Here is a 24,078-nt window from a genome sequence, read left to right on the forward strand (position 1 = left end):
GGCAGCCGATGTCGTCGAGCCAGTCGCGGCGGGCCTGCGCCTGGGGCAGCAAGGCCAGGGGCAGGGCGTCCAGCCGCCGGGTCAGCGTGGGCAGCGTCAGGGTGCGCCGGGGCGCGCGCCGGCCGGGGTTGCGCGCCAGCAGCCAGGCGCCGGCGGCGGTGGGCGCCATGCCGAGCGAGACGCGCAGGTCCAGCGCGCGCAGCGTGGCGGCTACCCGCCGGTGCAGGGCCTTCGGGCCGCGGAAGAACATCAGGCTCGCGCCCACGTTCAGGAGCAGGGTGTCGCCGTCGGCCAGGGCGACTTCGGGGGTGTATTGCAGCAGGGCCAGCGCCGCGCCCTGCAAGGCCTCGGCCTCGGCCGGGACATCGCGCGGCAGCAGCTCGACCTCGGGGGCGATGGCGGCCGCGCCGGCGCGGCGCATGCCGGGCCGCACGCCGGCCCGGCGGGCGGCGGGCGTCAGGGCGGCGACGCGTTCCTGGTCCAGGACCGCGAACGCCTGCCCCTCAAGCGGCCAGTGCGGGCGCAGGGCGTCCAGCGGCAGGCAGCGCAGGAAGGCGGCGATCCAGAGGCGCATGGCGGGGAGAGGCAGGAGTGGTGGCGCCCGGTTCCAGGCCCACGTATAGCGGTGTGTCGCAGGCGGGCCCGCGGCGCTTCAGGATATGCGCGGACAGGCCGCCCGCGGCCGGCGCGAGCGCCAGCCGCAAGGGGGCGGGGGTGGCGTTCTGCGCCGCGCTGCTGGGGCGCACGGCGATGAACAGCAGGTCGCTGGCCTGGGCGGCCAGGTGCAGGCGGCGCAGGGATTCGGGGCGCACGTGGGGCAGCCAGCAGATCAGGGCGCCGCAGCTGCCGTTCTTCAGGATCTGCTCGGCGGCCCAGAGCGCGTCCACGGGTTTTTCCGGCGCCACCCAGAGCAATTGGCGGGGATCCAGCCGCCAGCTCATCCAGCTGGCGATGTGCGGGGCGTGCGGCGGCTGCACCAGCGCGATGGGGCGGCGGGTTTCCAACTGGGCCAGCGCCGGGCGCAGCAGGCGGATTTCGCCGATGCCGGGGTGCGGGACCAGCAATTCGGTCAGGGAACCCAGCGGCCAGCCGCCGTCCGGCAGCTCGGCGGAAAGCGCGGCATGCCCGGTGGGCAGGGTGCGGGCGGCGCCTTGGGCCAACTGGGTGGCGCGCCACAACGCGGGGTGGATACGTTCTGGGGACTGCATGGCGGGCGGTTCCTGGATGCCAGAAGCCGGAAAAGTGGCCGATGCGTCATTATAGCTGTATGTATATACAGTAGTTAAAGGGGGCGGAGCGGGCCGTGAATAGTTTTGCGTCGGTGGCGCGGTGGGGATCGGGCGCTAGGTCCGGGCCTCGGCAGGAACAGGCGGCGCGGATGTCGCGCCTGTCCCGCACTCTAGATCCAGCCCGTCAAACCGCATGTCCGCGTACCGGATCCAGCGCGACTTGCGCAGCAGCCTATGGCCCAGCCACAGGGCCAGGAACAGCGGAATCGCCAGGTAGGTGGAGACCACGCCGATCCAGTCGATGCGCTCCTCCAGGAAGGCCTGGTAGTTCTGGCCCAGCGTGACCAGCAGGCACAGCGCGAAGGCAAGCAGCGGGCCGAAGGGGAAGAGGCCGGCCTTGTAGGGCAGGTCGGCGGTGTCGTAGCCGTGCTTCACGTAGCCCTGGCGGAAGCGGTAATGGCTGACCGCGATGCTCAGCCACACGATGAATTCGGTCATGCCCGCGAAGTTCAGCAGCCAGATGTAGACCGCCTTGGGGCTGTAGACCAGGCTGAACAGGCACAGGCAGGCCAGCAACGTCGTGGCCAGCAGCGCGTACAGCGGCACGCCCTTGCCGGTCACGTAGCGGAACACGGCCGGGGCCTGGCCTTCGGCCGCCATGTTGAACAGCATCCGCGTGGCCGCGTACATGCCGGAATTGCCGGCCGACAGCACCGAGGTCAGGATCACGGCGTTCATCACGGTGGCCGCCGACAGCAGCCCCGCGTGCTGGAACACCAGCGTGAAGGGGCTGACTGCGATGTCTTCCACTTCGTTGCGCAGCAGCTGGGGATCGGTATAGGGCAGCAGCAGGCCGATGATCAGGATGGCCAGCACGTAGAACAGCAGGATGCGCCAGAACACGTGGTTGATCGCGCGCGGCACGTTGCGCCGGGGGTTCTCGGATTCGCCGGCGGCCACGGCCACCAGTTCCGTGCCCTGGAACGAATAGGCCACCACCATCGCCACGCCGACCCAGGTGGCGGCGTTGCCCACGAAGGGCGCGTCGCCCACCTTCCAGTTCTCCAGGCCCACGGGCACGCCGCCATGGATGATGCCCGCCAGCATCGCCAGCCCGACGCCGATGAAGCACAGCACGGCCACGACCTTGATGATGGCGAACCAGTATTCGGCCTCGCCGAAGCTGCGCGCCGAGAACGCGTTCAGCCCGAAGGTCAGGGCCAGGAAGGCCACGCTCCATATCCAGCCGGGCGTGTCGGGGAACCAGTAGGCCATCACCAGCTGCGCGGCCACCACGTCCACGGCCACCACGGTGGCCCAGCTGATCCAGAAGTTCCAGCCCAGCGCGAAGCCGAAGCCCGGGTCCACGTAGCGCGAGGCATAGGTGCAGAAAGAGCCCGATACCGGCATGAAGGTCGCCAGTTCGCCCAGGCTGGTCATGATGAAATAAACCATCAACCCGATCGCCAGGTAGACCAGCAGGGCGCCGCCGGGGCCCGCCTGCGCGATCGCGGCGCCGGAGGCGACGAACAGGCCGGTGCCGATGGCACCCCCTAGCGCTATCATCGTGAGGTGGCGCGCCTTGAGCACGCGATGCAGCTGATGCTGGCCGGCAGGCGTGGCGCCGGCTTCCGTTGTCGGTATTTGCATTGCAGGGTGAGTGATGGCCGCCGCGGCGGAAAAGGCTTCGGTGTCCCGGCCACCCTGGGCGGGTGCACCGGTTTCCGGCGTCCGTCGGGGGACGGGCTTCGGCCTGCGGCGGCGTATCGAGGGTGTCAGTCACGGAAAGACACCGGGCCGCGCATTTTACAATGCGGCCATCGGGGCGCGTTTCAGCGGCCCCAGGCCAGTACGGAGCAGTTTCATGGCGTCTTCCAATTCTCTCGAATTCCTTCCCGATCCGGGCGTCGACGTGCGCCAGCTTTTCATCCTGCTGCATGGGGTGGGCGGCTCGCCCGACAACCTGGAGCCCCTGGCCCTGGCCGTGCGCAAGGCGTTTCCGGCGGCGGCGGTGCTGGTGCCCGAGGGCTTCGAGCCCTTCGACGGCGGCGGCGCGGGCCGGCAATGGTTCTCGGTGCGCGGCGTGACCGAGGAAAACCGCCCCGAGCGAGTGGCGCAGGCCCTGCCGCCCCTGGAAGCCTACGTGCGCCAGGCGCAGGCCCGCTTCGGCCTGCTGCAATCCGACACGGCGCTGGCCGGCTTTTCCCAGGGCGCCATCATGGCGCTGGAGCTGGTCCAGGCGCACGACGGCATGGCCGGCCGCGTCATCGCGTTTTCCGGCCGCTATGCCCAGCTGCCCCGGTCCGCGCCGCAATACACCACGCTGCACCTGCTGCACGGCGCCGACGATCCGATCATGAGCGTGGCGGACATCCAGGCCGCCCAGGCGCGGCTGACCGAGCTGCACGGCGATTCGACCATCGACGTCGCCACCCACGTCGGGCACGAACTGCACCCGGCCCTGATCGAGCGCGCCATCATGCGCCTGCAGACCTGCGTGCCGCTGCGCAGCTGGGAAGCGGCGCTGGGCCTGAACCAGACGCCGCCGGACGGCAGCACGGTGCATTGATCCGGCGGGGCGCGTTCAGGGCAATTCGCCGCGCACGCGTTCCGAGAAGCCTTCGGCCAGCATGATCTTCTTGCCGTCCAGGTCCAGCAGCCCTTCGCGCTTGAGCCGGTTGAGCACGCGGGTGACGGTGACGCGGGACAGGTCGACGAGGCTTCCGATCTGTTCGTGCGTCAGGTTGACCGTAATGGGGGCCTGCGGCCCGCAGGCTTCCTGGTGGGTCTGGCGGAACTGGTCGAAGAAGCGGATCACGCGCTGTTCGGGCGGGTCGAAGATGGCCTGGCGCAGGCGCGCGACCATCTGGCGCTGCTTGACGCTCAGCAGATAGATCAGCGCAAGCGCGAAGTCGGGGTCCTGCCGCACCAGGCCGGGAATGCGTTCGATCTCGAACCGCAGCAGCGATGTGTCTTCGATGGCGCGCGCGCTGGAGTAGCGGGGCTGGCCCAGGAAGGCGGCCGCTTCGCCGATGAGGCTGCCCGGCCCCATGATGTTCAGGATGGATTCGTGGCCGTCTTCGCTGAGCATGTGGACATGGACCTTGCCGGTCACGACCACGTAGAAGACGTTGTCGACCTGCCCCTGGCTGAACAGATTGGCGCCGCTGGGCAGCGCGACGCGCTGGCCCACGTGGCCGAGCGAGCGCAGGTAGGCCGCCTGCTCGCCCTGGGGCAGCCAGGTCTCGGTGGCGACATGACGTGCCGGGCCACTCGCTGGTTTGGCCACGATTTCCCTTGATTTGTGTTTGTCGTTCTGTGTGCCTCCGGATTATACGGCGGGCTGGCGGCAACCCGGCGGGCGGCCGGGTCCGGGAAAGCGCGGGTCAGACGCCCCAGCGAGGAATGGCGTGTCCGCCCATCGAGATGCAGACGTTCTTCATTTCGCAGAAGGTCTCCAGGCTGGCGTCGCCGCCTTCGCGGCCCACCCCGGAATCCTTGATGCCGCCGAAGGGCTGGCGCAGGTCGCGCACGTTCTGGCTGTTGACGAAGACCATGCCGGCCTCGATGCCGCGGGCCAGGCGGTGCGCCTTGCCCACGTCCTGGGTCCAGACGTAGGAGGCCAGCCCGTAGCGGCTGTCGTTGGCCAGGCGCAGGCCCTCGTCCTCGTCGTCGAACGGAATCAGGCAGACCACCGGACCGAAAATCTCTTCCTGCGCCACGCGCATGCGGTTGTCCACGCCCGTGAGCACGGTGGGTTGCACGAAGTTGCCCTTGGCCACCCGCGCCGGCAGGCCTTGGGGCACGCCGCCGCCGGCTGCCACCACGGCGCCCTCGCGGCGCCCGATCTCGATGTAGCCGGTGACCTTTTCCCAATGCTGGCGGGTGATCATGGAGCCCACGTTGGTGTGCGGGTCCCGCGGATCGCCCACCGTCAGGCGCGCGGCGCGCTCGGCGAATTCGCGCGCGAAGCGGTCGTAGATGGAACGCTGCACGAACACGCGCGAGCCGGCGGTGCAGCGTTCTCCGTTGATCGAGAAGATGGTGAATAGCGCCGCGTCCAGCGCGCGTTCCTGGTCGGCGTCGTCGAACACCAGCACGGGGGATTTCCCGCCCAGTTCCATCGACAGCCGCTTGATGCCCGCCCGCTCGGCGATGCGCCGGCCGGTGGCGGTGCCGCCGGTAAAGGAGATGGTGCGCACGTCGGGGTGGCGCACCAGCGCGTCGCCGGCTTCCGCGCCGTAGCCGTGCACGATGTTGAGCACGCCCTTGGGCACGCCGGCTTCCAGTGCCAGGCGGCCCAGCCGGTCGGCGGTCATGGGCGAGAGCTCGGACATCTTCAGCACCGCGGTGTTGCCCAGCGCCAGGCAAGGCGCGACTTTCCAGGTGGCCGTCATGAGCGGCACGTTCCAGGGGGAAATCAGTCCGCACACGCCCACCGGCTGCAGCAGCGTGTAGTTGAGCATGGCCGAATCGACGGGAAAGGTCTGGCCGTTGATGCGGGTGGCCACCTCGGAGAAGAAATAGAAGTTCTCGCTGGCGCGCGGAATGAGCTGATGCGAGGTCTGGTGGATGGGCAGCCCGGTGTCGTCGGTTTCCAGCTCGGCCAGTTCGGGCACGTGGCGTTCGATCAGGTCGCCCAGGCGGCGCATGATGCGGGCGCGCTCCTTGGCGGGCAGGCCGGCCCACTTGGGGAAGGCCTCCTTGGCGGCGGCCACGGCCAGGTCGATTTCGCGCTCGCCGCCGAGCGCGACCTCGGCCAGCGCGTCGCCGGTGGCGGGATTGGTGTTTTCCAGTACGGCGGGGCTTTCGACGTCCTTGCCGTCGATCAGGTGGGGAATCATCACTGCGTTCTCTTGGTCTGGAGGAGTGGAAACGGGCTCAGGCGCCGCGCGCGGCGATGGCGTCGATCTCGATCTTCAGGCCGGGCCGGCCGAGGTGGGAGATGCCCACGGTCGTGCGGCTGGGCGGCCGGTCGGGAAAGAACTCGCGGAACACCGCATTCATGGCGCCGAACTCGCCGATCATGTCGGTCATGTGCACCGTCATCTGCAGCACGCCGCCGGCCTCGCAGCCGGAGGCGGCCAGCAGGTCCAGCACGTTGTCGAGCGCCTGGCGGGTCTGCGATTCGATGTCGGGCGCGAAGTCGCGCGTGCCGGGCGTGAAACCGACTTGCCCGGAGACGAACACCAGGTCGCGCCAGGCCACGGCGGGCGAATGCGGCAGGCCGGCATCGCGGCCAATGATCTGTTTTTCCATGGCGTAATCCCTGGGCCGCGGATCAGGCGGCCGATCCGATCACGGCGACGGCCTCGATCTCGACCTTCAGGCCGGGGCGGGCCAGGTGGGCCACGCCCACGGTGGAGCGCGCCGGCGGCCGGTCGGGGAAGACGCGCTTGAACACGGCGTTCATGGCCTGGAAGTCCGCGTCCATGTCGGTCATGAAGACGGTGGCCTTGGCCACGTCCGCCATGCTGCCGCCCGCGGCTTCGATGACGGAACGGAGGTTGCGGAAGGCCTGTTCCGTCTGCTCGGTGATGTCGTCGGAGAAGGCGCGCGTGACGGGGTCGGCGCCGGTGTGGCCGGAGACGAAGAGCAGGCGGTCGATCAGGACGGCGGGCGAATAGGGGCGGTGCGGCAGCAGGCCGGTGGGCGGGATGATGACGTGGCGGTTCATGGGCGGGGAATCCTGGGTGAAGGCGGGGTCAGTCGACATAGGTCGGGATGGCGCGGGTGATGGGGTCGGACACCGGCTGCGGGCGGCCGTCGACGAGCGAGGCGACGGACATGGATTCCTCGTACCAGCGACGCGGAGGCGGCGTGCCCCAGAGGCTTTGCCGGCGCGGGTTGTCCAGCTCCCAGCGAAGGGGCGCCTGGTCGCGGTCCACCGTCAGGTAGTCGCCGGTGTATAGCTCAAAGCGGTTGCCGTCGGGGTCGCGCACATAGACGAACAAGGCGTTGGAGATGCCGTGGCGGGCCGGGCCGCGCTCGATGTTGTCGGCGTAGCCGGCCGCGGCCAGGGCGTCGCAGGCGCGGATCACGCCCATGGGTTCCATCAGCGAGAAGCCCGCGTGGTGCACCGTGGGGCCCTTGCCCGTCATCACGGCGATGTCGTGGATGGTGGCCTTGCGGTACAGCCAGCTTGCCCAGACGCGTTCCTCGGGCGGGGCCGACACGGTGTATTCCGAGCAGAAAAAGCCGAGTTCGCGCGTGTACCAGTCGAAGCCGGCCTGCGCGTCGGGCACCAGCACGTTCAGGTGGTCGAGCCGCGTGGGGCAGCCGTGGCGGTGCAGGTGATACTGCTGCAGCATCCATGGCGCCTGGTCCATGTGCGCGTAGTACTCGACCGGAAAGCCGAACGGATCCTGCACGCGCAGCGCGCGGCCCTGGCCGCGTTCTTCGCCGGCTTCCAGCCAGCGCATCGGCAGGCCCAGGCCCTTGAACTTGGCGGCCAGGCGTTCCAGGTCTTCTTCGCAGGACACGCGGAAGCTGAAATGGCCGATGCCGGGCGAGGGCGAGCGCGTCAGCACGACGCTGTGGTGCTCGCGGTCCTCGATGGCGCGCAGATAGACGTGGTCCGCGTCGGATTCGGTTTCGAACAGCCCGACCACGTCCACGTAGAAATCGCGGGCGCGGGCAAGGTCCGACACCAGGTATTCGATGTGGCCCAGCCTGAGGATATTGAAGTCGGGCTTGCCCGGCGTGTAATCGATCATTGGTAGTCTCCTTCCGGAACACGCGGCGCGGTCCGGTTCGTGTCGATGAAATTCTGCGCGCCCCGGGGGCGCGGCGTCTGTATCGCGGGATACACCGCGCTATTCCGGTTCGGCCGCGGTCCGTACCGGAAATCGCGTTTCCAGCCAGCGGCCCAGCGCCAGCAGTCGGTCTTCGCGGTACTTGGGCGCCACCCATTGCACGCCCGCGGGCAAGGCTTCGCCCTGGGGCCATACGGGGTAGGACAGGGCCGGGACCTGGGCGCTGTTGAACGCGGGCGTGTAGGGGTTCCAGGACATCCAGTCGTCTCCAGACTGGTCCGGCGGCACGTCGCGGCCGGCTTCGAAGGCGCACAGCGGGACGGTCGGCAGCATCAGCAGGTCGACCTGGCCGAACAGCCGGGCCAGGTCGTTCGCGTGCTGGTCGCGCTGCTGGCAGAGGGCGTGATAGCGTGAAATGGGCCAGTCGTCGACCCCGCGCACGAAGACGATCAAGCCGGGATCGAGCCGGCCGCGCAGTTCGGGGGCCACGGCGCGCACGGCGGCGGCGCAGCCCAGCCGGTACAGGTCCTGGCCCACGCGCGATGCCGCCTCGATGTCGACATCGATTTCCACGACGTCCATGCCGTCGGCGCGCAGCGCGGCCAGCGCCTCGTCCATGGCGGCGCGCACCGGGGCCGCGCAGCGCGGGCCCCAGCGCCGGGGCGACACCAGGCCGATGCGCGGCCGGCCGGCGGGCACATCCGGGCCATCGTCCCCGCCCAGGCATGAGGTCCAGTCCAGCGCCGACGCGCCGCGCGCGGCGAGATAGGCCGCTTCCAGTTCGTCCATCCCCGCGGCGATAGGCCCCGTGTGCACGATGTTCGAGAAGGCGCTGGGCAGGGGCGACAGCGGAATCCGCCCGTGCGTGGGCTTCAGCCCGATGGTGCCGGTGAACGCGGCGGGGATGCGGATCGAACCGCCGGCGTCGCTGCCCATCGACACGCGCACGATGCCCGCGGCGACCGCCGCGGCGCAGCCGCCGCTGCTGCCGCCCGGCGTGAGCGCCGGGTTCCAGGGGTTGCGCGTGATCCCGAAGGCCGGGCTGTCGGTGACGCCTTTCCAGTTGAATTCAGGCGCGCGCGTCTTGCCCAGCAGGACGGCGCCGGCATCGGCCAGCCGCTGGACGAACACGGTATGGGCCGCGGCCGGCTCGTCGGACGTGACCGCCGAGCCGCGCCGCGTGGGCCAGCCGCGCACGGCGGCGAATTCCTTGATCGCAATCGGCATGCCGTCCAGCGGGCCCAGCGGCGCGCCGCGGCGCCAGCGTTCCTCGGATCGACGCGCGCCGTCCAGGGCGCCCTCGCGGTCGATCAGGGCGAAGGCATTGAGCGCCGGGTTGGCGCGTTCGGCGTGATCCAGCGCGCTGCGCGTCACCTCCACGGGCGAGGCGCTGCGCGCCAGATACTGCTCGCCCAGGCGCTGGAAAGGAAGTTGATGCAACATGGTTTGGCTCCTAGTGTCGGCCCGCCTTAACTGGCGCTGGCCCCGAGATAGCTGGCCAGCAGGTCCGGGTCTTGCGCGAGTTCGGCCCCGCTGCCTTGCTTGACGATGCGGCCCAGTTCGATCAGATAGGCCAGGTCGGCGCTCTTGAGCGCGATGCGCGCGTTCTGCTCGACCAGGATGACGGTCAGGCCCTCGCGCCGGCGCAGGTCCACCACCACGTCCATGATCTGCTGCACGATCAGCGGCGCCAGCCCGATGGACGGCTCGTCCAGCAGCAGCACCCGGGGATGCGCGATCAGGGCGCGGCCGATGGCGACCATCTGCTGCTCGCCGCCGGACAGGGTGCCGGCCAGTTGTTCGCGGCGCTGCGCCAGGACCGGGAACAGGGCGTACACGCGGTCCAGTTCGCGAGCGAAGTCGGTGCGCCGGCGAAAGGCGTAGGCGCCCAGGCGCAGGTTGTCTTCCACCTTCATGGACGCGAACAGCGAACGCTTTTCGGGCACCAGGCACATGCCGCGGCGCACGCGTTCCTCGACCGGGGCGTTGCCCAGCGAGTCGCCATGCAGCAGCACCCGGCCGGCGCGGGCGGGCAGGGCGCCCATCAGCGCCTTGAGCAAGGTGGTCTTGCCGGCGCCGTTGGCGCCGATGAGCGATACCAGCGTCCCCTGGGGCACGTCGAAGCTGATGCCGTGCAGGGCGTCGACCTGGCCGTAGCTGACCGCCAGGTCCTTCACTTCGATTGCGTTCATGCCTCGGCTCCGAGATAGGCGGCCACCACGGCCGGATTGCGCTGCACTTCCTGGCGTTCGCCCTGCGCCAGCAGCGCGCCGTAGTTCAGGACGAACAGATAGTCCACGCAGCCCATCACCAGTTCCATGTCGTGCTCCACGAGCAGGACGGCCATGCCTCGTTCGTCGCGCAGCTTGCGCATCAACTGGACCAGCACGGCTTTCTCCGGGCCGCGCAGGCCGGCGGCCGGCTCGTCCAGCAATAGCACGCCGGGTCGCGCCATCAGGGCGCGGGCCACCTCGACCAGGCGCTGGCTGCCCAGCGTCAGGCTGGCGGCCGGGCGCAGCGCCTGGTCCGCCAGGCCGACCAGCTCCAGCGCGGCGCGGGCCTCGCGCGCCAGGCGGCGTTCCTCGGCGCGATCCAGGCCCAGCGCGGCCGACAGCAGGCCGGCCTTGCCCTGGATGTGGCCGCCGATCAGCACGTTGTCCAGCACGGTCAATTCGGGCACCAGCTGCACGTGCTGGAAGCTGCGGGCGACGCCGCGCCGCACCACCTCATGCGCCCGGGCCGGCAGCGCATCGCCGTCCAGCGCGACGCGGCCGCCGCTGGCCGGCAGCACCGCGGTCATCACGTTGAACAGAGTGGACTTGCCCGCGCCGTTGGGGCCGATCAGCCCGGTGATGCGTCCCGGCGGGATATCCAGCGTCACGTTCTTGAGGGCCTGCAGTCCGCCGAAGCGCTTGTGGACGGCGTCCACGCTCAGGCGCTGGCCGGTGGACACGCGATGCGGCGCGGCCTCGGCCTCGTCCGGCGCGGCGGGACGCGATGGCGGCTTCAGCCGCACCCAGGTCAGCAGGCCGTTGGGCCAGCGCAGCAGCGCCACGATCAGGATCAACCCGAACAGCATGGTTTCCATCTGGCCCGGAATGCCCAGCAGGTTGGCGATCAGGTACTGCGCGCCGAGTTCGATCGCGGTGAAGGCCAGCACGCCCAGCAAGGGCCCCAGCGGGTGCAGGCAGCCGCCCAGCACCACCATGATCAGCAGATTGAAGGAGACTCCGATGGAGAACGAGGTGGGACTCAGGAAACTCATGTAGAAGGCGTAGATCCCGCCAGCCAGGGCCGCCAGCGCGGCCGACAGGACGAAGATGCGGATCTTGGCCGCCGCCACGTCCACGCCGAAGGCCGCGGCCATGGTGGGGCTGGCCTTGATGGCGCGGGCGGCGCGGCCCATGCGGCCGCGGTAGATCCGGCAGTAGGCGATGAAGGCGAGCCCCACCGCGATCCACGCCACCGCGCCCATGCCCCGGGTGCCGAATTCCAGCCCGAAGACGCGCGGCGGCGGAATGTCGGACAGGCCGGAGGCGCCGCCGGTGAGGTCGGTGGCCGCCACCAGGCAGACATAGGCGGCGATGCCCCACGCCAGCGTGGCCAGCGGCAGGTAGTGGCCGCGCAAGCGCAGCGTGAGCCGGCCGATCACATAGGCAGCGGCCGCGCACGCCACCACCGCCAGGGCGATGGCCAGCGGCGGCGGCACGCCGTAGTCGCGCGCCAGGATCGCGGAGGCGTAGGCGCCGCCGCCCAGGAAGGCGGCATGGCCCAGCGACAGTTGCCCGGCCGCCAGCAGGAAGGCCAGCCCCAGGCAGACCAGCGCATTGGTGCCGGCCAGCGTCAGCAGGCCGACGTAGTAGGTGGGCAGCAAGAGGATCAGCGCCGCCACCGCGAGGGCGGCGCCGGACAGGTACAGTTTTTCGGGTTTCATCGGCATGGGCGGAGTAGCGTTTTCAATGTTCGTCCAGGTCGGCGCCGGCGCGGCTGTTGCGCCAGAGCAGGATGGGAATCACCATCGCGAACACCAGCGCGTCGCGGTAGGAACTGCTGAGAAAGGAAGCGAAAGACTCCAGCACGCCCACGATGAAGACGCCGGCGACGGACAGCGGGTAGTTCACCAGCCCGCCCATCGCGGCGCCCACGAACCCCTTGAGCCCGACGACGAAGCCCATTTCGTAGTGCGCCGTCACCAGCGGCGCCAATAGCATGCCGCTGGCGCCGGACAGCGCGGCGGCGAGGAAGTAGCTCAGCCGGCCCGCCATCACCACGGGAATGCCGCAGTACTGCGCGCCCTCCCGGTTGACCGACGCCGCGCGCAGGGCCTTGCCGGTCAGTGTGCAGCGGAAGAACAGGTACAGCCCCAGGGCCGCCAGCAGCGAGAACGCCATGATGAAGAGTGATTGCGCCGCGATGTCCACGCCGGCCAGCTCCAGGCGGGCCTCGCTGATGGGCGGGACGGCGCGCGGATCGGCGCCCCACAGCAGCAGCGCGAGCGGGTGCATGATCATCGACACGCCGACGCCGATGATCACCAGCACGACGGTGGAATTGCCGGGATTGGGTTCCACCGTCAGGCGATAGACGATGGGCCCCAGCGACGCGACCAGCGCCAGCGCGGCCAGCATTTGCAGGGCGGACGAGGGCACGCGCCAGGCCAGGGCCGCCAGGGCGGCCAGCGCCGCGCCCGCCGCCGCATAGGCCGCGAGAGGCCGCAGCGGCGAACGGCCGTCCGCCCGGGCCCGCAGCAGATCCAGCAGCAGGCAGGCCGCGCCGCCTGCGCCCACCACGTAGACCACGGGGGCGAGCGTGCCCTCGATGAAACTGGCCAGGGTCAGCGCGCCGAAGGTCACGTACTCGCCTTGCGCGATGTTGACCACGCGGGTGGTGGTGTAGACCAGCACCAGGCTCAGGCCCACCAGCGTATAGACGGCGCCGTTGGTCAGGCCGTCCGTGGCCAGGAACAGGGTAGTGGTGAGGTCCATTCCTACTCACCCAGCAGTTCGAACTTGCCGTCCTTGACCTTCACCAGGAAGGTGCTGCGCCGGTCCAGCCCCAGGTGGTCGGTGGGGCTGTAGCTGAAGAATCCGTTCACGCCGCGGTAGTCGCGCGTGGCCTCGATGGCGTCGCGCAGCGCGAGCCGCGCCTGGGCCAGGTCGCCGGTCTTGCCGTCGGCCACCACCTGCCGGTAGGCCAGCAGCGGGATCTGCACCGTATCGTAGGCCTGGGCGGCGAACATATCGGTCTTGCCCGCGCCGTACTTGCCGTCATAGGCCTGGATGAAGCCGGCGATGACGGATTTGAGCGGATGGTCGTCGGGCAACTGCCGGTACACCGTCAGCGCCGAGGTGCCGACGATGGCGCCTTCGGCCGCCTTCTTGCCGACGGCGATGAAGGCCGGCGTGGCGGAGCCGGCGCCGTGCAGGACCGGTCCTTTGTAGCCGACGCGGCGCAGCGTTTCGGTGGCCAGCGCGGACGACGGGGGGATGGCGTGGAAGTAGACCGCGTCGGGCTTCTTCTGCGCGACGCGCAGCGCCTGCGGCGTGAAGTTGGTGTCGCCGCGGGAAAAGCGCTCGACCGCGACGATGTCCAGGCCCTTGCGCTTGGCGATCTGGCTGAACTCCACCCAGCCGCCTTCGCCGTACGAGTCCTCCAGGCCCATGAACGCCACCTGCTTCCAACCCTGCTTGAGCATGTAGTCGACGGTGTGGTCGATCATCAGGCGGTCGGTCACCGGGGTCTTGAACGTAAACCGGTGCGCATCGGCCGGCTCGATCACCGAGGCCGCCGAGGCCAGCGACAGGTTGGGCACGCGCTCTTCCTCGATCACCTTGTTCACGGCCAGCGAAGCGGGCGTGGTGGTGCAGCAGACGACGAGGTGCACCCGGTCTTCCTGGATCAGCTTGCGTGTCGCATTGACGGCCCGCGCCGGATCGGAGCCGTCGTCGTATTTGACGAAGGTGACGCGGAACGGCAGGGTGGCGTCGGCCGCCGTGCGCGCTTCCATCAGATTGATGGCGGCCACTGCGCCGGTGGCGATGGCCGAGGCGCCGCCGGTGACCGAGCTGACCACGCCGATGCGCAATTCCGGACGGTCGTCGGCTTGCGCGGCGGGTGCCAGCAAGAAGCCGGCGCATGCGAGGCCGGCCAGCAAAGGGTTGATTCTGCTCATCAATAGCTCCCGAAGAGGACAAGACAGGATGCCGGCGGGCGGCACGGGTCTGGGTGGGAGCTAGTCTGGCAGGGACGTGTGGGCGGGGATGTATCCCGCGATACAAAGCGCGGCCGCGGGTCTCGGGGTTTTCCTCAGTTGTCTGGGAGGGGCGGTTCAATCGCCGCCGTTTTCCCACCCCCCGCCCAGCGCCAGGAACAGCGCGATCTGGTCGTTGCTGAGCTCGGCCTGGGAGGCCGCCAGCGCGCTTTCGTTGGTGGCCAGGGTGCGTTGGGCGTCCAGCACGGTCAGGTAGTCGGTCTTGCCGTAACGAAAGAGCTGGGTGGCCTGGGAGGCGGCTTCGGCGCTCTGGTCGCGGGCGGCGCGCAGGGCGGCGTCGCGGTCCAGTTGGCGGGCATAGACCACCAGCGCGCTTTCCGTTTCCCGCAGGGCGTTCAGCACGGTCGCGTCGAACCGCGCCGCAGCGGCCTTGGTATTGGCCTGCGCCTGCGCGATGCGGGCCTGCGCGGCGCCGGTGTTGGGGATGGTCCAGGAGATCAGCGGGCCGACGCTCCAGCTGAAGGTGCCGCGGTCTCCGAACATCGTGGCGGGGCCGCCCGACGCGGCCGACAGGCCCAGCGTGATCTTCGGATAAAGGTCCGCGGTGGCCACGCCGATGCGCGCGGTGGCCGCGGCCAGGGTGCGTTCTGCCTGGCGGATGTCCGGGCGGCGGCGCAGCAGGGCGGCGCCGTCTCCGACCGGGATAGTCTCGGCCAGTTGGGGCGGCGCGGCGCATTGCAGCAGCGCGGGCGTGACTTCGGCCGGCGTCTGGCCGGTGAGCGCCGCGAGGCGGTACAGCGCGGTGCGCTGCTGGGCCTCGAACGGCGGCAGGTTGGCCTGCAATTGTTCCAGCTGGCTGCGGGCGCGGGTGACGTCGAGCGTCGTGCCGCGGCCGGCGCGCTGTAGCCGAGCCACGGCATCCAGCGATTCCTTCTGCACTTGCACGGAATGCCGGGCGGAGGCCAGCTGCATGCCGGCCGAGCAGATGTTGGCGTAGGCGCGGGCCGTCTCGGCGGCCACGGTGACGCGGGTGGCGTCGTAGGCCGCCTGCGCGGCCTGGACGTCGCCGGTGGAGGCTTCGACGGCGCGGCGGATCTGGCCGAAGAGGTCCAGCTGGTAGGACACGCTGGCGCCCGCCGAGTACGACCAGCGGTTGGGCGGGTCGATGCCCGGCTGCAGTTCCTGCAGGCCCGAGGCGTGGCCGAAGGTGGGCGAGGCGTTGACGCCGATGCCGGGCTGTTGCTGCGCCTGCGTTTCGCGCAGGGCGGCCTGCGCGCGTTCGAGGTTGGCGCTGGCCACGCGCAGGTCGGTGTTGGCGGCGAGGGCCTTTTCCACCAGCCCGTCCAGCGCGGGATCCTGGTATAGGCGCCACCAGTGGCCGGGCACCGCCTCTTGCCGGAACACCTGCTCGCGGGCTTGCGCGAAAGGCGCCTGCGCGCTCTGTCGCTCGGCCACCGCGTCCGTGGGCACCAGGTAGTCAGGGCCGACGGTGGTGCATCCGGCCAGCGCGAGGGCCAGCATCAGCGGCAGGAGGTTTCTGGTGTTCATGGCAATTACGGCTAGTCGTTCGGGGTAAGGGTTGGGGGCGGGAAAGAATCAGGACGGCAGGCGCGCGCCGGCCGACGCCTGGGCGGGTTGGGGGTCGACCGAGACGGTGGCGGTCTGGCCGGCCACCAGGCGCACCCCTTCGGGGACGTCGTCGATCCGCACGCGCACCGGGATGCGCTGCGCGAGCCGGACCCAGTTGAAGGTGGGGTTCACGTTGGGCAGCAGGTTGGCGCCGGTGCTGCGGTCGCGGTCGGCGATGCCCATGGCGATGCTCTCGACGTGGCCGCGGATGCGGCGCGAGTCGCCCATCAGCGTCACCGTGACGGGATCGCCTTCGTGGATGCCGGGCAGCTTGGTTTCCTCGAAGTAGCCTTCCACGTAGAAGGAGCCTGCGTCGACCAACGCCATCACGCCGCGGCCGGCGGTGGCGTAGGAGCCCGCGCGCAGGTCCAGGTTGGTGATGCGGCCGTCGTTCACGGCGAGCACGCGGCTGCGTTCGAGGTTCAGGCGCGCGGTGTTCAACTGCACTTCGGCCTGCGCCAGCGCGGCTTCGGTCTGTTGCAGGCGGGTCTGGCTCTGCTCCAGCGCTTCGGCCGCCACCAACTGGCCCAGCGAGCGGTTGCGCTTGGCGTCGCGCAGCGCCTGGTCGCGCGCCACCTGTTGGGAACGCACCGAGGCCTGGGCCTGGTCGAAGGCGAGCTGGAAGCGGGCGCGGTCGATTTCGAACAGCACGTCGCCGGCCTTCACGTCCTGGTTGTCGTGCACGGGCACGCTGGTCACCAGGCCGGAGACGTCGGGCGCCACCTGCACCACGTAGGCCTTGACTCGGCCGTCGCGGGTCCAGGGTTCGACTTCATAGTGGTCCCAGAGCTGCCAGCCGGCGTAGGCGGCCGCGGCGACGACGACGGCCGTCACCGCGAATTTGCCGAGGGCGGCGGGGCGCAGGGCATTGGGGAGTTTCATACCTATCTCTGGAGAAAATACGGGGAAATGAGAGAGACGCCATACAGCAGCACCACGAACAGCGCGAGATCGAACAGCGCGGGGTGCCAGACCAGGCGGTACAGCCCGGCGCGGGCCAGCACGCGGCGCACCGCCCAGGCCACGCCCAGGGTGACCACGCCCAGCACCAGCAGCCAGGGGAAGTAGATGCCGTAGAGATTGAATTCGCCGATCATGGTGTCAGGCCCTCCAGCGTGGGGTGGGCGGGTTGGTAGTCGGGCGCGTCGGGGAAGAAGGCGCGGCGGATGCCCACCAGGGCGACCACGGCGCGGTCGCGCGCGGCGGCGCCTTGCGGCGTGGCGGCGACGCTGGACAGCGCGCGGTCGATCTGCGCGAGGAACTCGGGCGTTTTATCGCCGCTGCGCCAGGCGGAGCGGGCGCGGAAGAAGCCGGCCAGGCTGTCGAGCACCGGTTCGATGGTGGCCTCGGCCATGGGCAGGTGGCGGCGCGCGCGTTGCAGTTCGGTGATGTCGCGGCCCACGCGCAGGTCTTTCAGCGCGTCGGCCGCCACCACGTCGTCGGGGCGCTCGGCCAGCGCCAGGCGCGGCTGCAGCAGGCCGATGCGGTCCAGCATGCGGGCGGCATAGGTATGGCGCGACGGCGCGCGCGGCGAGCTCGCCAGCGTTTCCAGTTCCTTCCAGTTCGCGGCCTGGATGCGGCGCGCGCTCCAGTCGGCGCTGACGGTGCGGAAGATGGCGGCGATGATGGCGGCCGTGGCCACGCCCATGCACTGCGCGACCTGCGTGTCGATGAAGGAGACGATGTCGGCGGTGTTGGTGTCTTGCAGCGCCATCGTGCCCAGGAAGCCGAACAGCATGGCCATGGCCTTGCCGGCGGTGGCGGGCCGGGCGATGAAGATGCCCAGCACGAAGGCCGTGGGCAGCATCGCCAGGGCCAGCATCTCGAACGAATGGATCGCGGGCATGATGCCCAGCAGGTACAGCGCCGACAGCGGGATGGAATAGACCGTGTAGGTCAGGAACTGCATGATGCCGGGGACGGGGTTGTCCTGCGACGCGAAAAAGCAGCTGAAGATGGCGGCCATGAGCGCGGCGGTGGCGCCGTTGCTCCAGGCCGTGCCGATCCAGAAGGCGCAGCAGACCGAAATGGCCACGCCGGCGGCCAGCGCCGACAAGAGCGCCATGCCGCGGTCGCGGTGCAGCACCGTCTTCGGGCCGCGCTTGGCGCGCGGCGAGCGCAGCGGCGCGCCCTGCAGCCCGGCGCGGATTTCGCGGCGCAGGGCCAGGCATTCGTCGTAGGTGTCGATGAGCTCGCGCAGGCGCGTCATCAGGCTGGCCAGCAGGGCGTCGCGCCAGGTGGAACGGCTGTCGATGGAAGGCGTGAGCCGGGACACCGCGGCGCGCAGGCGCACGGCGGTTTCGTGCGTGGCCTGGGCGCCCGCGTTGATCCATTCGGAGATGTCGTTCAGCAGCGCCGATACCGGCTCGGGCAGCGCCTGGCCGTCGGCCTGCAGGGCGCGCATGCGGTCTTCCACGGCGGAGACGGCGGGCGTCAGGGCGGCGATCTGGTCCTGCATGGCGCGCACCGCGCCCGAGGTCCAGCGCAGGTTGCTAGTGTCGAAGGGCACGTGCGTGGACAGCAGGCGCAGCTGCGTGATGTCGTTGGCCAGCACGCGGCGGTCGCGGTCTTTCTGTTCGGCGGTCTGGCCGCTGAGCGTGTCGTGCATCCAGTTGCGGGCGTCGCGCACCGCCTTGTCCAGCTGCAGGGTGAGGGCGGGCGCCAGGCCGCGCGGCAGCACGATGCTGTGGATCAGCGTGGCGCAGACGATGCCCAGGCTGATCTCCTCGACGCGGGCGAGCGCGGTGTCGAACACCAGGGAGGGGTCGGTGACGCTGGGAAACCCGATCATCGCGGCGGTGTAGCCGGCCAGCATGAACAGGTAGGAACGCGGCGTGCGGTCCAGCACGGACAGGTACAGGCAGGCGCCCACCCACAGCACCATCGCGGCGGTCATGACGACAGGGGAATTCGACAGTCGCGGCACCATGTAGACGGTGGCGGCCGAGCCGAAGAAGGTGCCGGTCAGGCGGTACAGCGCCTTGGAGCGCACCGCGCCCGACCAGGGTTGGGCCACGACGTAGGCGGTGGTCATGGCCCAGAACGGACGCGGCAACCCGATGCTGTAAGCCAGGTAGAGCGCCATGATGGCGCTCAGGTAGCTCTTGAGCGAGAAGATGGTTTCGCGGACGTTCGGCAGCTTCACGGTTGTTCGTCCGGTTGCTGCGCGCCGGCGCCGCTGCGGCCCAGCGATACCTTCAGGCTTTCGAAGACGCGCAGGCAGGCTTCCAGGTCCGCTTCGCTCACGCCCCGGAACAGGCGGCGGCGCAGTTCCACCAGCACTTCCTCGACCTGCGCGCGCAGCGCGTGGCCGGCCTCGGTCAGGTGCAGGGTCTTGGCGCGGCGGTCGTGCGGATCCTCGCGGCGTTCCATCAGGCCGGCGGCGACCAGCTGGTCCAGCACCCGGACGAGGGAGGGGCCCTCGACGCCCAGGGCTTCGGCCAGCGCGCCCTGGCGGACGCCGTCTCCGAGGCGGCCGGCCAGGATGACGGGCCAGGCCGTGGCCTGGGAAAGGCCGTAGTCGGCCAGCGCCTTGTCGGCGGCGCCGCGATAGGCGCGCGACAGGACCATCAGGTTGGCGGTGGTGGCCATGAGACGGGAGTCGGAAGGAGTATTCATGGAATAGATTGTATCCTATCTATTAGCTTACTATTAATTGAAAATGGCGAATATCTCCATAGATTCTCTCAATCGGGAAAATAGGGAACGGCCTTTCCATGGATGGAAAACCGGGGGCGGAAGAAGGGGGGCGCGCGCCGGGCGGGGCCGCGCGCGTGGCGTCCGGGGCGGCTCCGGGGACGGAGCCGGCCGCGGTCAGCCGTTGCAGTCAGCCCAGCAGTTGGGCGTTTCGTACAGGCGCACGCGGGTCAGGCGCAGTTCGGCGCCATAGTGGCCGTGATAGTGGGGCGCGAGGGTGTCGAAGACGATGGCCGCCAGGTTTTCCGCCGTGGGGATGCGGTCCAGCACCACGGTCTTGTGGTCGGGCAGCGTGTCCAGGAAGGCGCGCACGGCGGCGTCGCCCTCGTAGACCAGGAAGGCGTGGTCCCAGACGTCGACGATGTGCGTCTTGGCGATCTGCTTGATCTCGGAGAAGTCCATCAACATGCCGTTGTCGGACTCGCCGGGCGCCTGCACCACGTCGCCGGTCAGGGTGATTTCCAGCACGTAGCGGTGGCCGTGCAGGTTGCGGCACTGGCTGCGGTGGTCGGGAATGCGGTGGCCGGCGTCGAACTCCAGCCTGCGGGTCACGGAAATCATGGCGCGCTCCGCAGGGGGCGGGGGTGAATCATGGAATGCCTATGTATTTGTGGGTTTGCAGGCTGAGCCGCCATTGCGGGTGCTGCATGCAGTACTGGACGGCCTGCTCGGTATTGGCCGCGCGCGCGGGGCCGTCCATGGGTTGCAGGAAGAAGTGGTCGAAGTCCAGGTGGGCGAACGCCTCCGGCAGCGCGTTGGCCTGCGGGTAGACGAGCTTGAGCTCGTCGCCGCGTTCCAGCACGACGGGCGCGGTGCCCTTGGGGCTGACGCAGATCCAGTCGATGCCGGCGGGCGGCTTGATGGTGCCGTTGGTTTCGATGGCCACGGTGAAGCCGCGGGCGTGGATGGCCGTGAGCAGGGGCGCGTCCAGCTGCAGCAGGGGTTCGCCGCCGGTGAAGACCACGTAGCGGTCGTCGGCGCCGGGGCCCCAGCATGCGGCGATGGCGTCGGCCAGCAGCTCGGGCGTGGCGAACTTGCCGCCGCCCTCGCCATCGGTGCCGACGAAGTCGGTGTCGCAGAAGGTACAGGCGGCGCTGGCGCGGTCGCTTTCGCGGCCCGTCCAGAGGTTGCAGCCGGCGAACCGGCAGAATACCGCCGCGCGGCCGGCATGGGCGCCTTCGCCCTGCAGCGTCTTGAAGATTTCTTTGGCGGAATAGGTCATGGGTAGTGCTGGCGGCCGGAGGGCGGACGCCGGAAAAATCGGGCAAAGCGCGCTATTTTACTTGGCGCGGGGCATCGGGCGATAGCGCCATCGGGTAACCGGCGGCCGGCCGCCCGACAGCGCGCCGCGGCGACGGCGCGCCAGGCTCGGCTCCCTCTATACTTCCGCCCTATGTTTCACGTCCAAGATTCCCTCTACCTGGATGAACGCGAACTGACGTTCACCATGATCCGCGCCCAGGGCGCGGGCGGCCAGAACGTCAACAAGGTGTCCAGCGCCGTGCACCTGCGGTTCGACGTGAAGGCGTCCAGCCTGCCGCCCGAGATCCAGGACGCGCTGTGCGCCCTGAGCGACCACCGCGTCTCGAAGGACGGGGTCATCGTCATCAAGTCGCAATCGTTCCGCAGCCAGGAGAAGAACCGCGCCGAGGCCATCGAGCGCCTGCTCGCCATGGTGCGGTCGGTGGCGCGGCCCGACAAGCCGCGCCAGGCCACGCGGCCGACGCGGGCCTCGCAGCGCCGGCGCGTCCAGCGCAAGGTGCGGCACGGCGAAATCAAGCGCCTGCGCGGCCGGGTCGAAGGAGACTGACCGTGGCCGACGCGCGGCGGCGTTACCTGTACACGTTGGGCCTGCTGTTCGCCGTGGTCTGGGTGGCGCTGGCCATCGCGCCGCACGACCGCGCGGACTGGGCGCTGGAGAACGCGCTGGTGCTGGCCTTCGGCGCGGCGCTGCTGATCACGCGCCGCTGGTTCGTGTTTTCGCGCGTGTCCTACACGCTGATCTTCCTGTACCTTTGCCTGCACGCCATCGGCGCGCACTACACGTACTCGCTGGTGCCCTACGACGAGTGGTGGCGGGCCCTGACGGGCCATGGCTTCAACGCCATGGTAGGCTGGGAACGCAACAACTTCGATCGCGTGGTGCATTTTTCCTACGGGCTGCTGCTGGCCTATCCCATCCGCGAGATTTTCCTGCGCGTGGTCGAGGTGCGCGGCTTCTGGGCGTACTTCCTGCCCATGGACGTCACCCTGTCGACCTCGGCGCTCTACGAGCTGCTGGAATGGGGCGCCGCGGCCACCGTGGGCGGCGACTTGGGCGCGGCCTACCTGGGCACGCAGGGCGATATCTGGGACGCGCAGAAAGACATGGCGCTGGCGGCCGCCGGCGCGGTCATCGCCATGGCCGTTACGGCGCTGGTCAATTGGCGCGCCCGGCGGGACCTGGCGCGCGATTGGGCCGACAGCCTCAAGCCCCGGCGTCCGCCGCAGTCATAGCGCGGGCCGCCGCGGGGGCGGGTCCGCCGCCTGGGCCATGCGGCGCCGGAACAGGCCGGCCATGGTCGCGGCGGCCAGCGACAGCGGGGTGCCGCGAAGCGTCATGATGCCGATGCCCGCCACCGGCATGGGCACCTCCGGCCGGACCCGGCTCGCTTCGTCGCCGTACGGCTGCACATCCAGCATGCCGGCGGGGCAGAGGATGAGCGCGTCGCTTCGCGTCATCAGGTTCCACATCACGCCGAACGTGTCGCAGTCGATCACGCGGTCCGGCGCTTGCAGGCCGTTGGCGCGCAGGCCTCGCAGGAAGGCCTCGGTGTGGCTGCCGGCCGAGGCGTTGAGCAGCCATTCACAGCCCAGCAGATCTTCCCAGCGCGTGGCCCCGGCCAGGGGATGGCCGCGGCGGCAGGCGATCATGAATTCCAGCGGACGCAGGACTTCGAACTCGAACTCGGAGTCGCCGCTGCTGTCGGCCATGCGCGACGCCACGGCGAAATCCAGCGTGCCGTTGCGCAGCGCGGGCTGCACGGCGGGCAGCAGGCCTTCCGAAACCTTGATCTTGGCGGCGGGCATGCTGCGCCGGAAATCGCGCAGCACTTCGGGCAGCACGCTCAGCATCACCATGGGCGTCACGCCCACGGCCACCCGCGCCTGCGCGCCACTGAGCAGCTGGCGGATGTCCTGGCGGGCCAGCGTCAGCTGCGCCTGGGCCAGCCGCGCGCGCACCGTCAGGTGTTCGCCGCATTCGGTGAGGGCGATGCCCTTGGCGCTGCGGGTCAGCAGGGGCGCCTCCAGCTCGGCCTCCAGTTCCTTGATGGCCTTCGTCACGGCGGCCTGGCTCAGGTGCAGGCTGCGTGCCGCGGCCCGGATGCTGCGCAGTTCGGCCACCTTCAGCCAGGCGCGGAGATGATGGTCCTTCATACTGCTCCAGAGACAACTTTTGGTTGTCACCTTAACAAATAAATAGCCTTACATGCAGCGCCCACGATCTCTAAGCTTCACGACGACAAGGCCAGGTGCGATTCCCGAGTCTGGTTCCGTGTAGCGCTTCAGGAGAACGTCATGCCGATATTTCCACGTTGTGCCCGCCGGGCCTTGGCTCTGTGCCTGGCCCTGTTCGCCGCCGCCGGCGCGGCCCATGCCGAATGGCCTGAGCGGCCGATCAAGCTGATCGTGCCGTATGTGGCGGGGTCCGGTCCCGACGTCGTGCTGCGCCCGATCGCCGACGCCCTGGGGCGCGAACTGGGCCAGCCCGTGATCGTGGACAACCGGGGCGGGGCGGGCGGCATCGTCGGCACCCAGCAGCTGGCCGCCGCCGCGCCGGACGGCTACACCATCGGCTTCGGCAATCTGGTGACGCTGGCGATCAACAAAAGCATGTATTCCAAGCTGTCTTACGACCCGCAGCGCAGCCTGGCGCCGATCAGCCTGGCCATCAGCAATGCCCTCGTGCTCATCGCCCGCAACGACTTCCCGGCGGGCAACGTGCAGGAACTGGTCGAATACGCCCGCAAGCACCCGGGCAAGGTCAGCGTGGGTTCGCTCGGCGTGGGATCCAGCGCCCACCTGGCCGGCGAGATGCTCAAGAGCGAGACGGGCACCGTCATGCTGCACGTTCCCTACAAGAGCGGCCAGCAGGCCGTGGGCGACATCGCCGGCGGGCAGCTCGACGTGATGATCGATAACGTCGCCGGGGTGTTGCCTTTCATCCGCTCGGGCCAGGTCAAGGTGCTGGGCGCGACCAGCCTGGCGCGCGTGCCCGTGCTGCCGGACGTGCCGACCGTGGATGAGTCCGCGGTGCGGGGATTCGAAGTGGTTTCCTGGGGAGGCATCGTCGCGCCCGCGGGCACGCCCAGGCCCGTGATCGACCGGCTCAACGCCGCGGTGGCGAAGGCCTTGCGGGATCCGGCGGTCCTGAAGCTCAACGAGACGCTCTCGGTCGACGCGACGCCGTCCACGCCCGAGCAGTTCGCCAGCCTCATCGCCAGCGAAATCCCGCGCTGGGGCGCGATGGTGCGGCGCTCCGGCGCCTCGGCCGACTGACCGCCTACGCAGCAATGGG

General features: G+C 69.8%; 25 protein-coding genes. 4 read left to right on the forward strand and 21 right to left on the reverse strand.

Features of this window, described 5'->3' with window-relative positions:
• From ADE01S_RS14750 to ADE01S_RS14760, 3 genes are all read right to left on the reverse strand, one after another.
• The coding region (locus ADE01S_RS14750) for a Y-family DNA polymerase (RefSeq protein WP_444540220.1) at window positions 1-574 on the reverse strand (574 nt) is incomplete at its 3' end.
• Window positions 504-1,208, reverse strand: coding sequence for a translesion DNA synthesis-associated protein ImuA (imuA, locus tag ADE01S_RS14755; RefSeq protein ID WP_062682460.1), 705 nt, complete (start codon window positions 1,206-1,208; stop codon window positions 504-506). The genes imuA and ADE01S_RS14750, both read right to left, overlap by 71 nt.
• Before the next feature lie 135 nt (window positions 1,209-1,343).
• Window positions 1,344-2,879 (reverse strand): amino acid permease, encoded by a 1,536-nt coding sequence (locus ADE01S_RS14760; protein WP_062682461.1) that lies wholly within the window; start codon window positions 2,877-2,879, stop codon window positions 1,344-1,346.
• Between the two features lie 214 nt (window positions 2,880-3,093).
• Between ADE01S_RS14760 and ypfH the strand changes: the two genes are divergently transcribed.
• Entirely contained in the window at window positions 3,094-3,798 is a 705-nt protein-coding gene (gene ypfH, locus ADE01S_RS14765) for an esterase (RefSeq protein ID WP_062682462.1), read from the forward strand.
• A gap of 15 nt (window positions 3,799-3,813) precedes the next feature.
• Here the strand turns inward: ypfH and ADE01S_RS14770 are convergent, their stop codons facing one another.
• The 17 genes from ADE01S_RS14770 to queE all read right to left on the reverse strand — a co-directional run bounded on the left by ADE01S_RS14770 (window position 3,814) and on the right by queE (window position 20,742).
• Window positions 3,814-4,518: a Crp/Fnr family transcriptional regulator gene (locus ADE01S_RS14770; protein WP_062682463.1), complete on the reverse strand. Its 705-nt coding sequence runs from the start codon at window positions 4,516-4,518 to the stop codon at window positions 3,814-3,816.
• 97 nt (window positions 4,519-4,615) lie between these two features.
• On the reverse strand, window positions 4,616-6,076 hold the full coding sequence (hpaE, locus tag ADE01S_RS14775; RefSeq protein ID WP_062682464.1) for a 5-carboxymethyl-2-hydroxymuconate semialdehyde dehydrogenase: 1,461 nt from the start codon (window positions 6,074-6,076) through the stop codon (window positions 4,616-4,618).
• A 34-nt stretch (window positions 6,077-6,110) separates the two neighbouring features.
• On the reverse strand, window positions 6,111-6,488 hold the full coding sequence (locus ADE01S_RS14780) for a RidA family protein (RefSeq protein WP_062682465.1): 378 nt from the start codon (window positions 6,486-6,488) through the stop codon (window positions 6,111-6,113).
• A 22-nt stretch (window positions 6,489-6,510) separates the two neighbouring features.
• Window positions 6,511-6,906 carry a RidA family protein gene (locus ADE01S_RS14785; RefSeq protein ID WP_062682466.1) on the reverse strand — a complete coding sequence of 132 codons (396 nt, stop codon included), beginning with the start codon at window positions 6,904-6,906 and terminating at the stop codon, window positions 6,511-6,513.
• Window positions 6,907-6,934: 28 nt separating this feature from the next.
• On the reverse strand, window positions 6,935-7,945 hold the full coding sequence (gene hpaD, locus ADE01S_RS14790) for a 3,4-dihydroxyphenylacetate 2,3-dioxygenase (protein WP_062682467.1): 1,011 nt from the start codon (window positions 7,943-7,945) through the stop codon (window positions 6,935-6,937).
• Between the two features lie 99 nt (window positions 7,946-8,044).
• Window positions 8,045-9,427: an amidase family protein gene (locus tag ADE01S_RS14795; RefSeq protein ID WP_062682468.1), complete on the reverse strand. Its 1,383-nt coding sequence runs from the start codon at window positions 9,425-9,427 to the stop codon at window positions 8,045-8,047.
• 26 nt (window positions 9,428-9,453) lie between these two features.
• Window positions 9,454-10,176 (reverse strand): ABC transporter ATP-binding protein, encoded by a 723-nt coding sequence (locus tag ADE01S_RS14800; RefSeq protein ID WP_062682469.1) that lies wholly within the window; start codon window positions 10,174-10,176, stop codon window positions 9,454-9,456.
• Window positions 10,173-11,918, reverse strand: coding sequence for a branched-chain amino acid ABC transporter ATP-binding protein/permease (locus ADE01S_RS14805; RefSeq protein WP_062682470.1), 1,746 nt, complete (start codon window positions 11,916-11,918; stop codon window positions 10,173-10,175). The genes ADE01S_RS14800 and ADE01S_RS14805 overlap by 4 nt, the downstream gene beginning before the upstream one ends.
• Window positions 11,919-11,940: 22 nt before the next feature.
• The gene (locus ADE01S_RS14810) at window positions 11,941-12,969 is read right to left on the reverse strand and encodes a branched-chain amino acid ABC transporter permease (protein WP_062682471.1); all 1,029 of its coding nucleotides are present in this window, start codon (window positions 12,967-12,969) and stop codon (window positions 11,941-11,943) included.
• 2 nt (window positions 12,970-12,971) lie between these two features.
• Window positions 12,972-14,156, reverse strand: a complete 1,185-nt coding sequence (locus ADE01S_RS14815; protein ID WP_082775807.1) for an ABC transporter substrate-binding protein — start codon at window positions 14,154-14,156, stop codon at window positions 12,972-12,974.
• A 156-nt stretch (window positions 14,157-14,312) separates the two neighbouring features.
• Window positions 14,313-15,743, reverse strand: a complete 1,431-nt coding sequence (locus ADE01S_RS14820; protein WP_062682473.1) for an efflux transporter outer membrane subunit — start codon at window positions 15,741-15,743, stop codon at window positions 14,313-14,315.
• Between the two features lie 48 nt (window positions 15,744-15,791).
• Window positions 15,792-16,706: an efflux RND transporter periplasmic adaptor subunit gene (locus tag ADE01S_RS14825; protein WP_062682474.1), complete on the reverse strand. Its 915-nt coding sequence runs from the start codon at window positions 16,704-16,706 to the stop codon at window positions 15,792-15,794.
• A gap of 2 nt (window positions 16,707-16,708) precedes the next feature.
• Window positions 16,709-16,921: a DUF1656 domain-containing protein gene (locus ADE01S_RS14830; protein ID WP_025140452.1), complete on the reverse strand. Its 213-nt coding sequence runs from the start codon at window positions 16,919-16,921 to the stop codon at window positions 16,709-16,711.
• Window positions 16,918-18,969: an FUSC family protein gene (locus ADE01S_RS14835; RefSeq protein ID WP_062682475.1), complete on the reverse strand. Its 2,052-nt coding sequence runs from the start codon at window positions 18,967-18,969 to the stop codon at window positions 16,918-16,920. Before ADE01S_RS14835 ends, ADE01S_RS14830 begins: the two co-directional genes overlap by 4 nt.
• Entirely contained in the window at window positions 18,966-19,442 is a 477-nt protein-coding gene (locus tag ADE01S_RS14840) for a MarR family winged helix-turn-helix transcriptional regulator (protein ID WP_062682476.1), read from the reverse strand. Before ADE01S_RS14840 ends, ADE01S_RS14835 begins: the two co-directional genes overlap by 4 nt.
• Before the next feature lie 195 nt (window positions 19,443-19,637).
• Window positions 19,638-20,081 (reverse strand): 6-carboxytetrahydropterin synthase QueD, encoded by a 444-nt coding sequence (gene queD, locus ADE01S_RS14845; RefSeq protein WP_062682477.1) that lies wholly within the window; start codon window positions 20,079-20,081, stop codon window positions 19,638-19,640.
• A 28-nt stretch (window positions 20,082-20,109) separates the two neighbouring features.
• The gene (gene queE / locus ADE01S_RS14850; RefSeq protein ID WP_062682478.1) at window positions 20,110-20,742 is read right to left on the reverse strand and encodes a 7-carboxy-7-deazaguanine synthase; all 633 of its coding nucleotides are present in this window, start codon (window positions 20,740-20,742) and stop codon (window positions 20,110-20,112) included.
• A 171-nt stretch (window positions 20,743-20,913) separates the two neighbouring features.
• Here queE and arfB point away from each other — a divergent pair, with 171 nt between their 5' ends.
• Together arfB and ADE01S_RS14860 are read left to right on the forward strand one after the other, a co-directional pair.
• The gene (arfB, locus tag ADE01S_RS14855) at window positions 20,914-21,330 is read left to right on the forward strand and encodes an alternative ribosome rescue aminoacyl-tRNA hydrolase ArfB (RefSeq protein WP_062682479.1); all 417 of its coding nucleotides are present in this window, start codon (window positions 20,914-20,916) and stop codon (window positions 21,328-21,330) included.
• Between the two features lie 2 nt (window positions 21,331-21,332).
• Window positions 21,333-22,016: a DUF2238 domain-containing protein gene (locus ADE01S_RS14860; protein ID WP_062682480.1), complete on the forward strand. Its 684-nt coding sequence runs from the start codon at window positions 21,333-21,335 to the stop codon at window positions 22,014-22,016.
• On the opposite strand, the gene ADE01S_RS14865 is transcribed toward ADE01S_RS14860, so the two are convergent.
• Window positions 22,011-22,937, reverse strand: coding sequence for a LysR substrate-binding domain-containing protein (locus tag ADE01S_RS14865; protein WP_062682481.1), 927 nt, complete (start codon window positions 22,935-22,937; stop codon window positions 22,011-22,013). The genes ADE01S_RS14860 and ADE01S_RS14865 overlap by 6 nt on opposite strands.
• Window positions 22,938-23,078: 141 nt before the next feature.
• Between ADE01S_RS14865 and ADE01S_RS14870 the strand changes: the two genes are divergently transcribed.
• Window positions 23,079-24,059, forward strand: a complete 981-nt coding sequence (locus tag ADE01S_RS14870) for a Bug family tripartite tricarboxylate transporter substrate binding protein (RefSeq protein ID WP_062682482.1) — start codon at window positions 23,079-23,081, stop codon at window positions 24,057-24,059.
• The last annotated feature ends 19 nt before the right edge of the window (window positions 24,060-24,078 follow it).

The sequence above is a fragment of the Achromobacter denitrificans NBRC 15125 genome (assembly GCF_001571365.1).
Taxonomy (GTDB): Bacteria; Pseudomonadota; Gammaproteobacteria; order Burkholderiales; family Burkholderiaceae_B; genus Achromobacter; species Achromobacter denitrificans.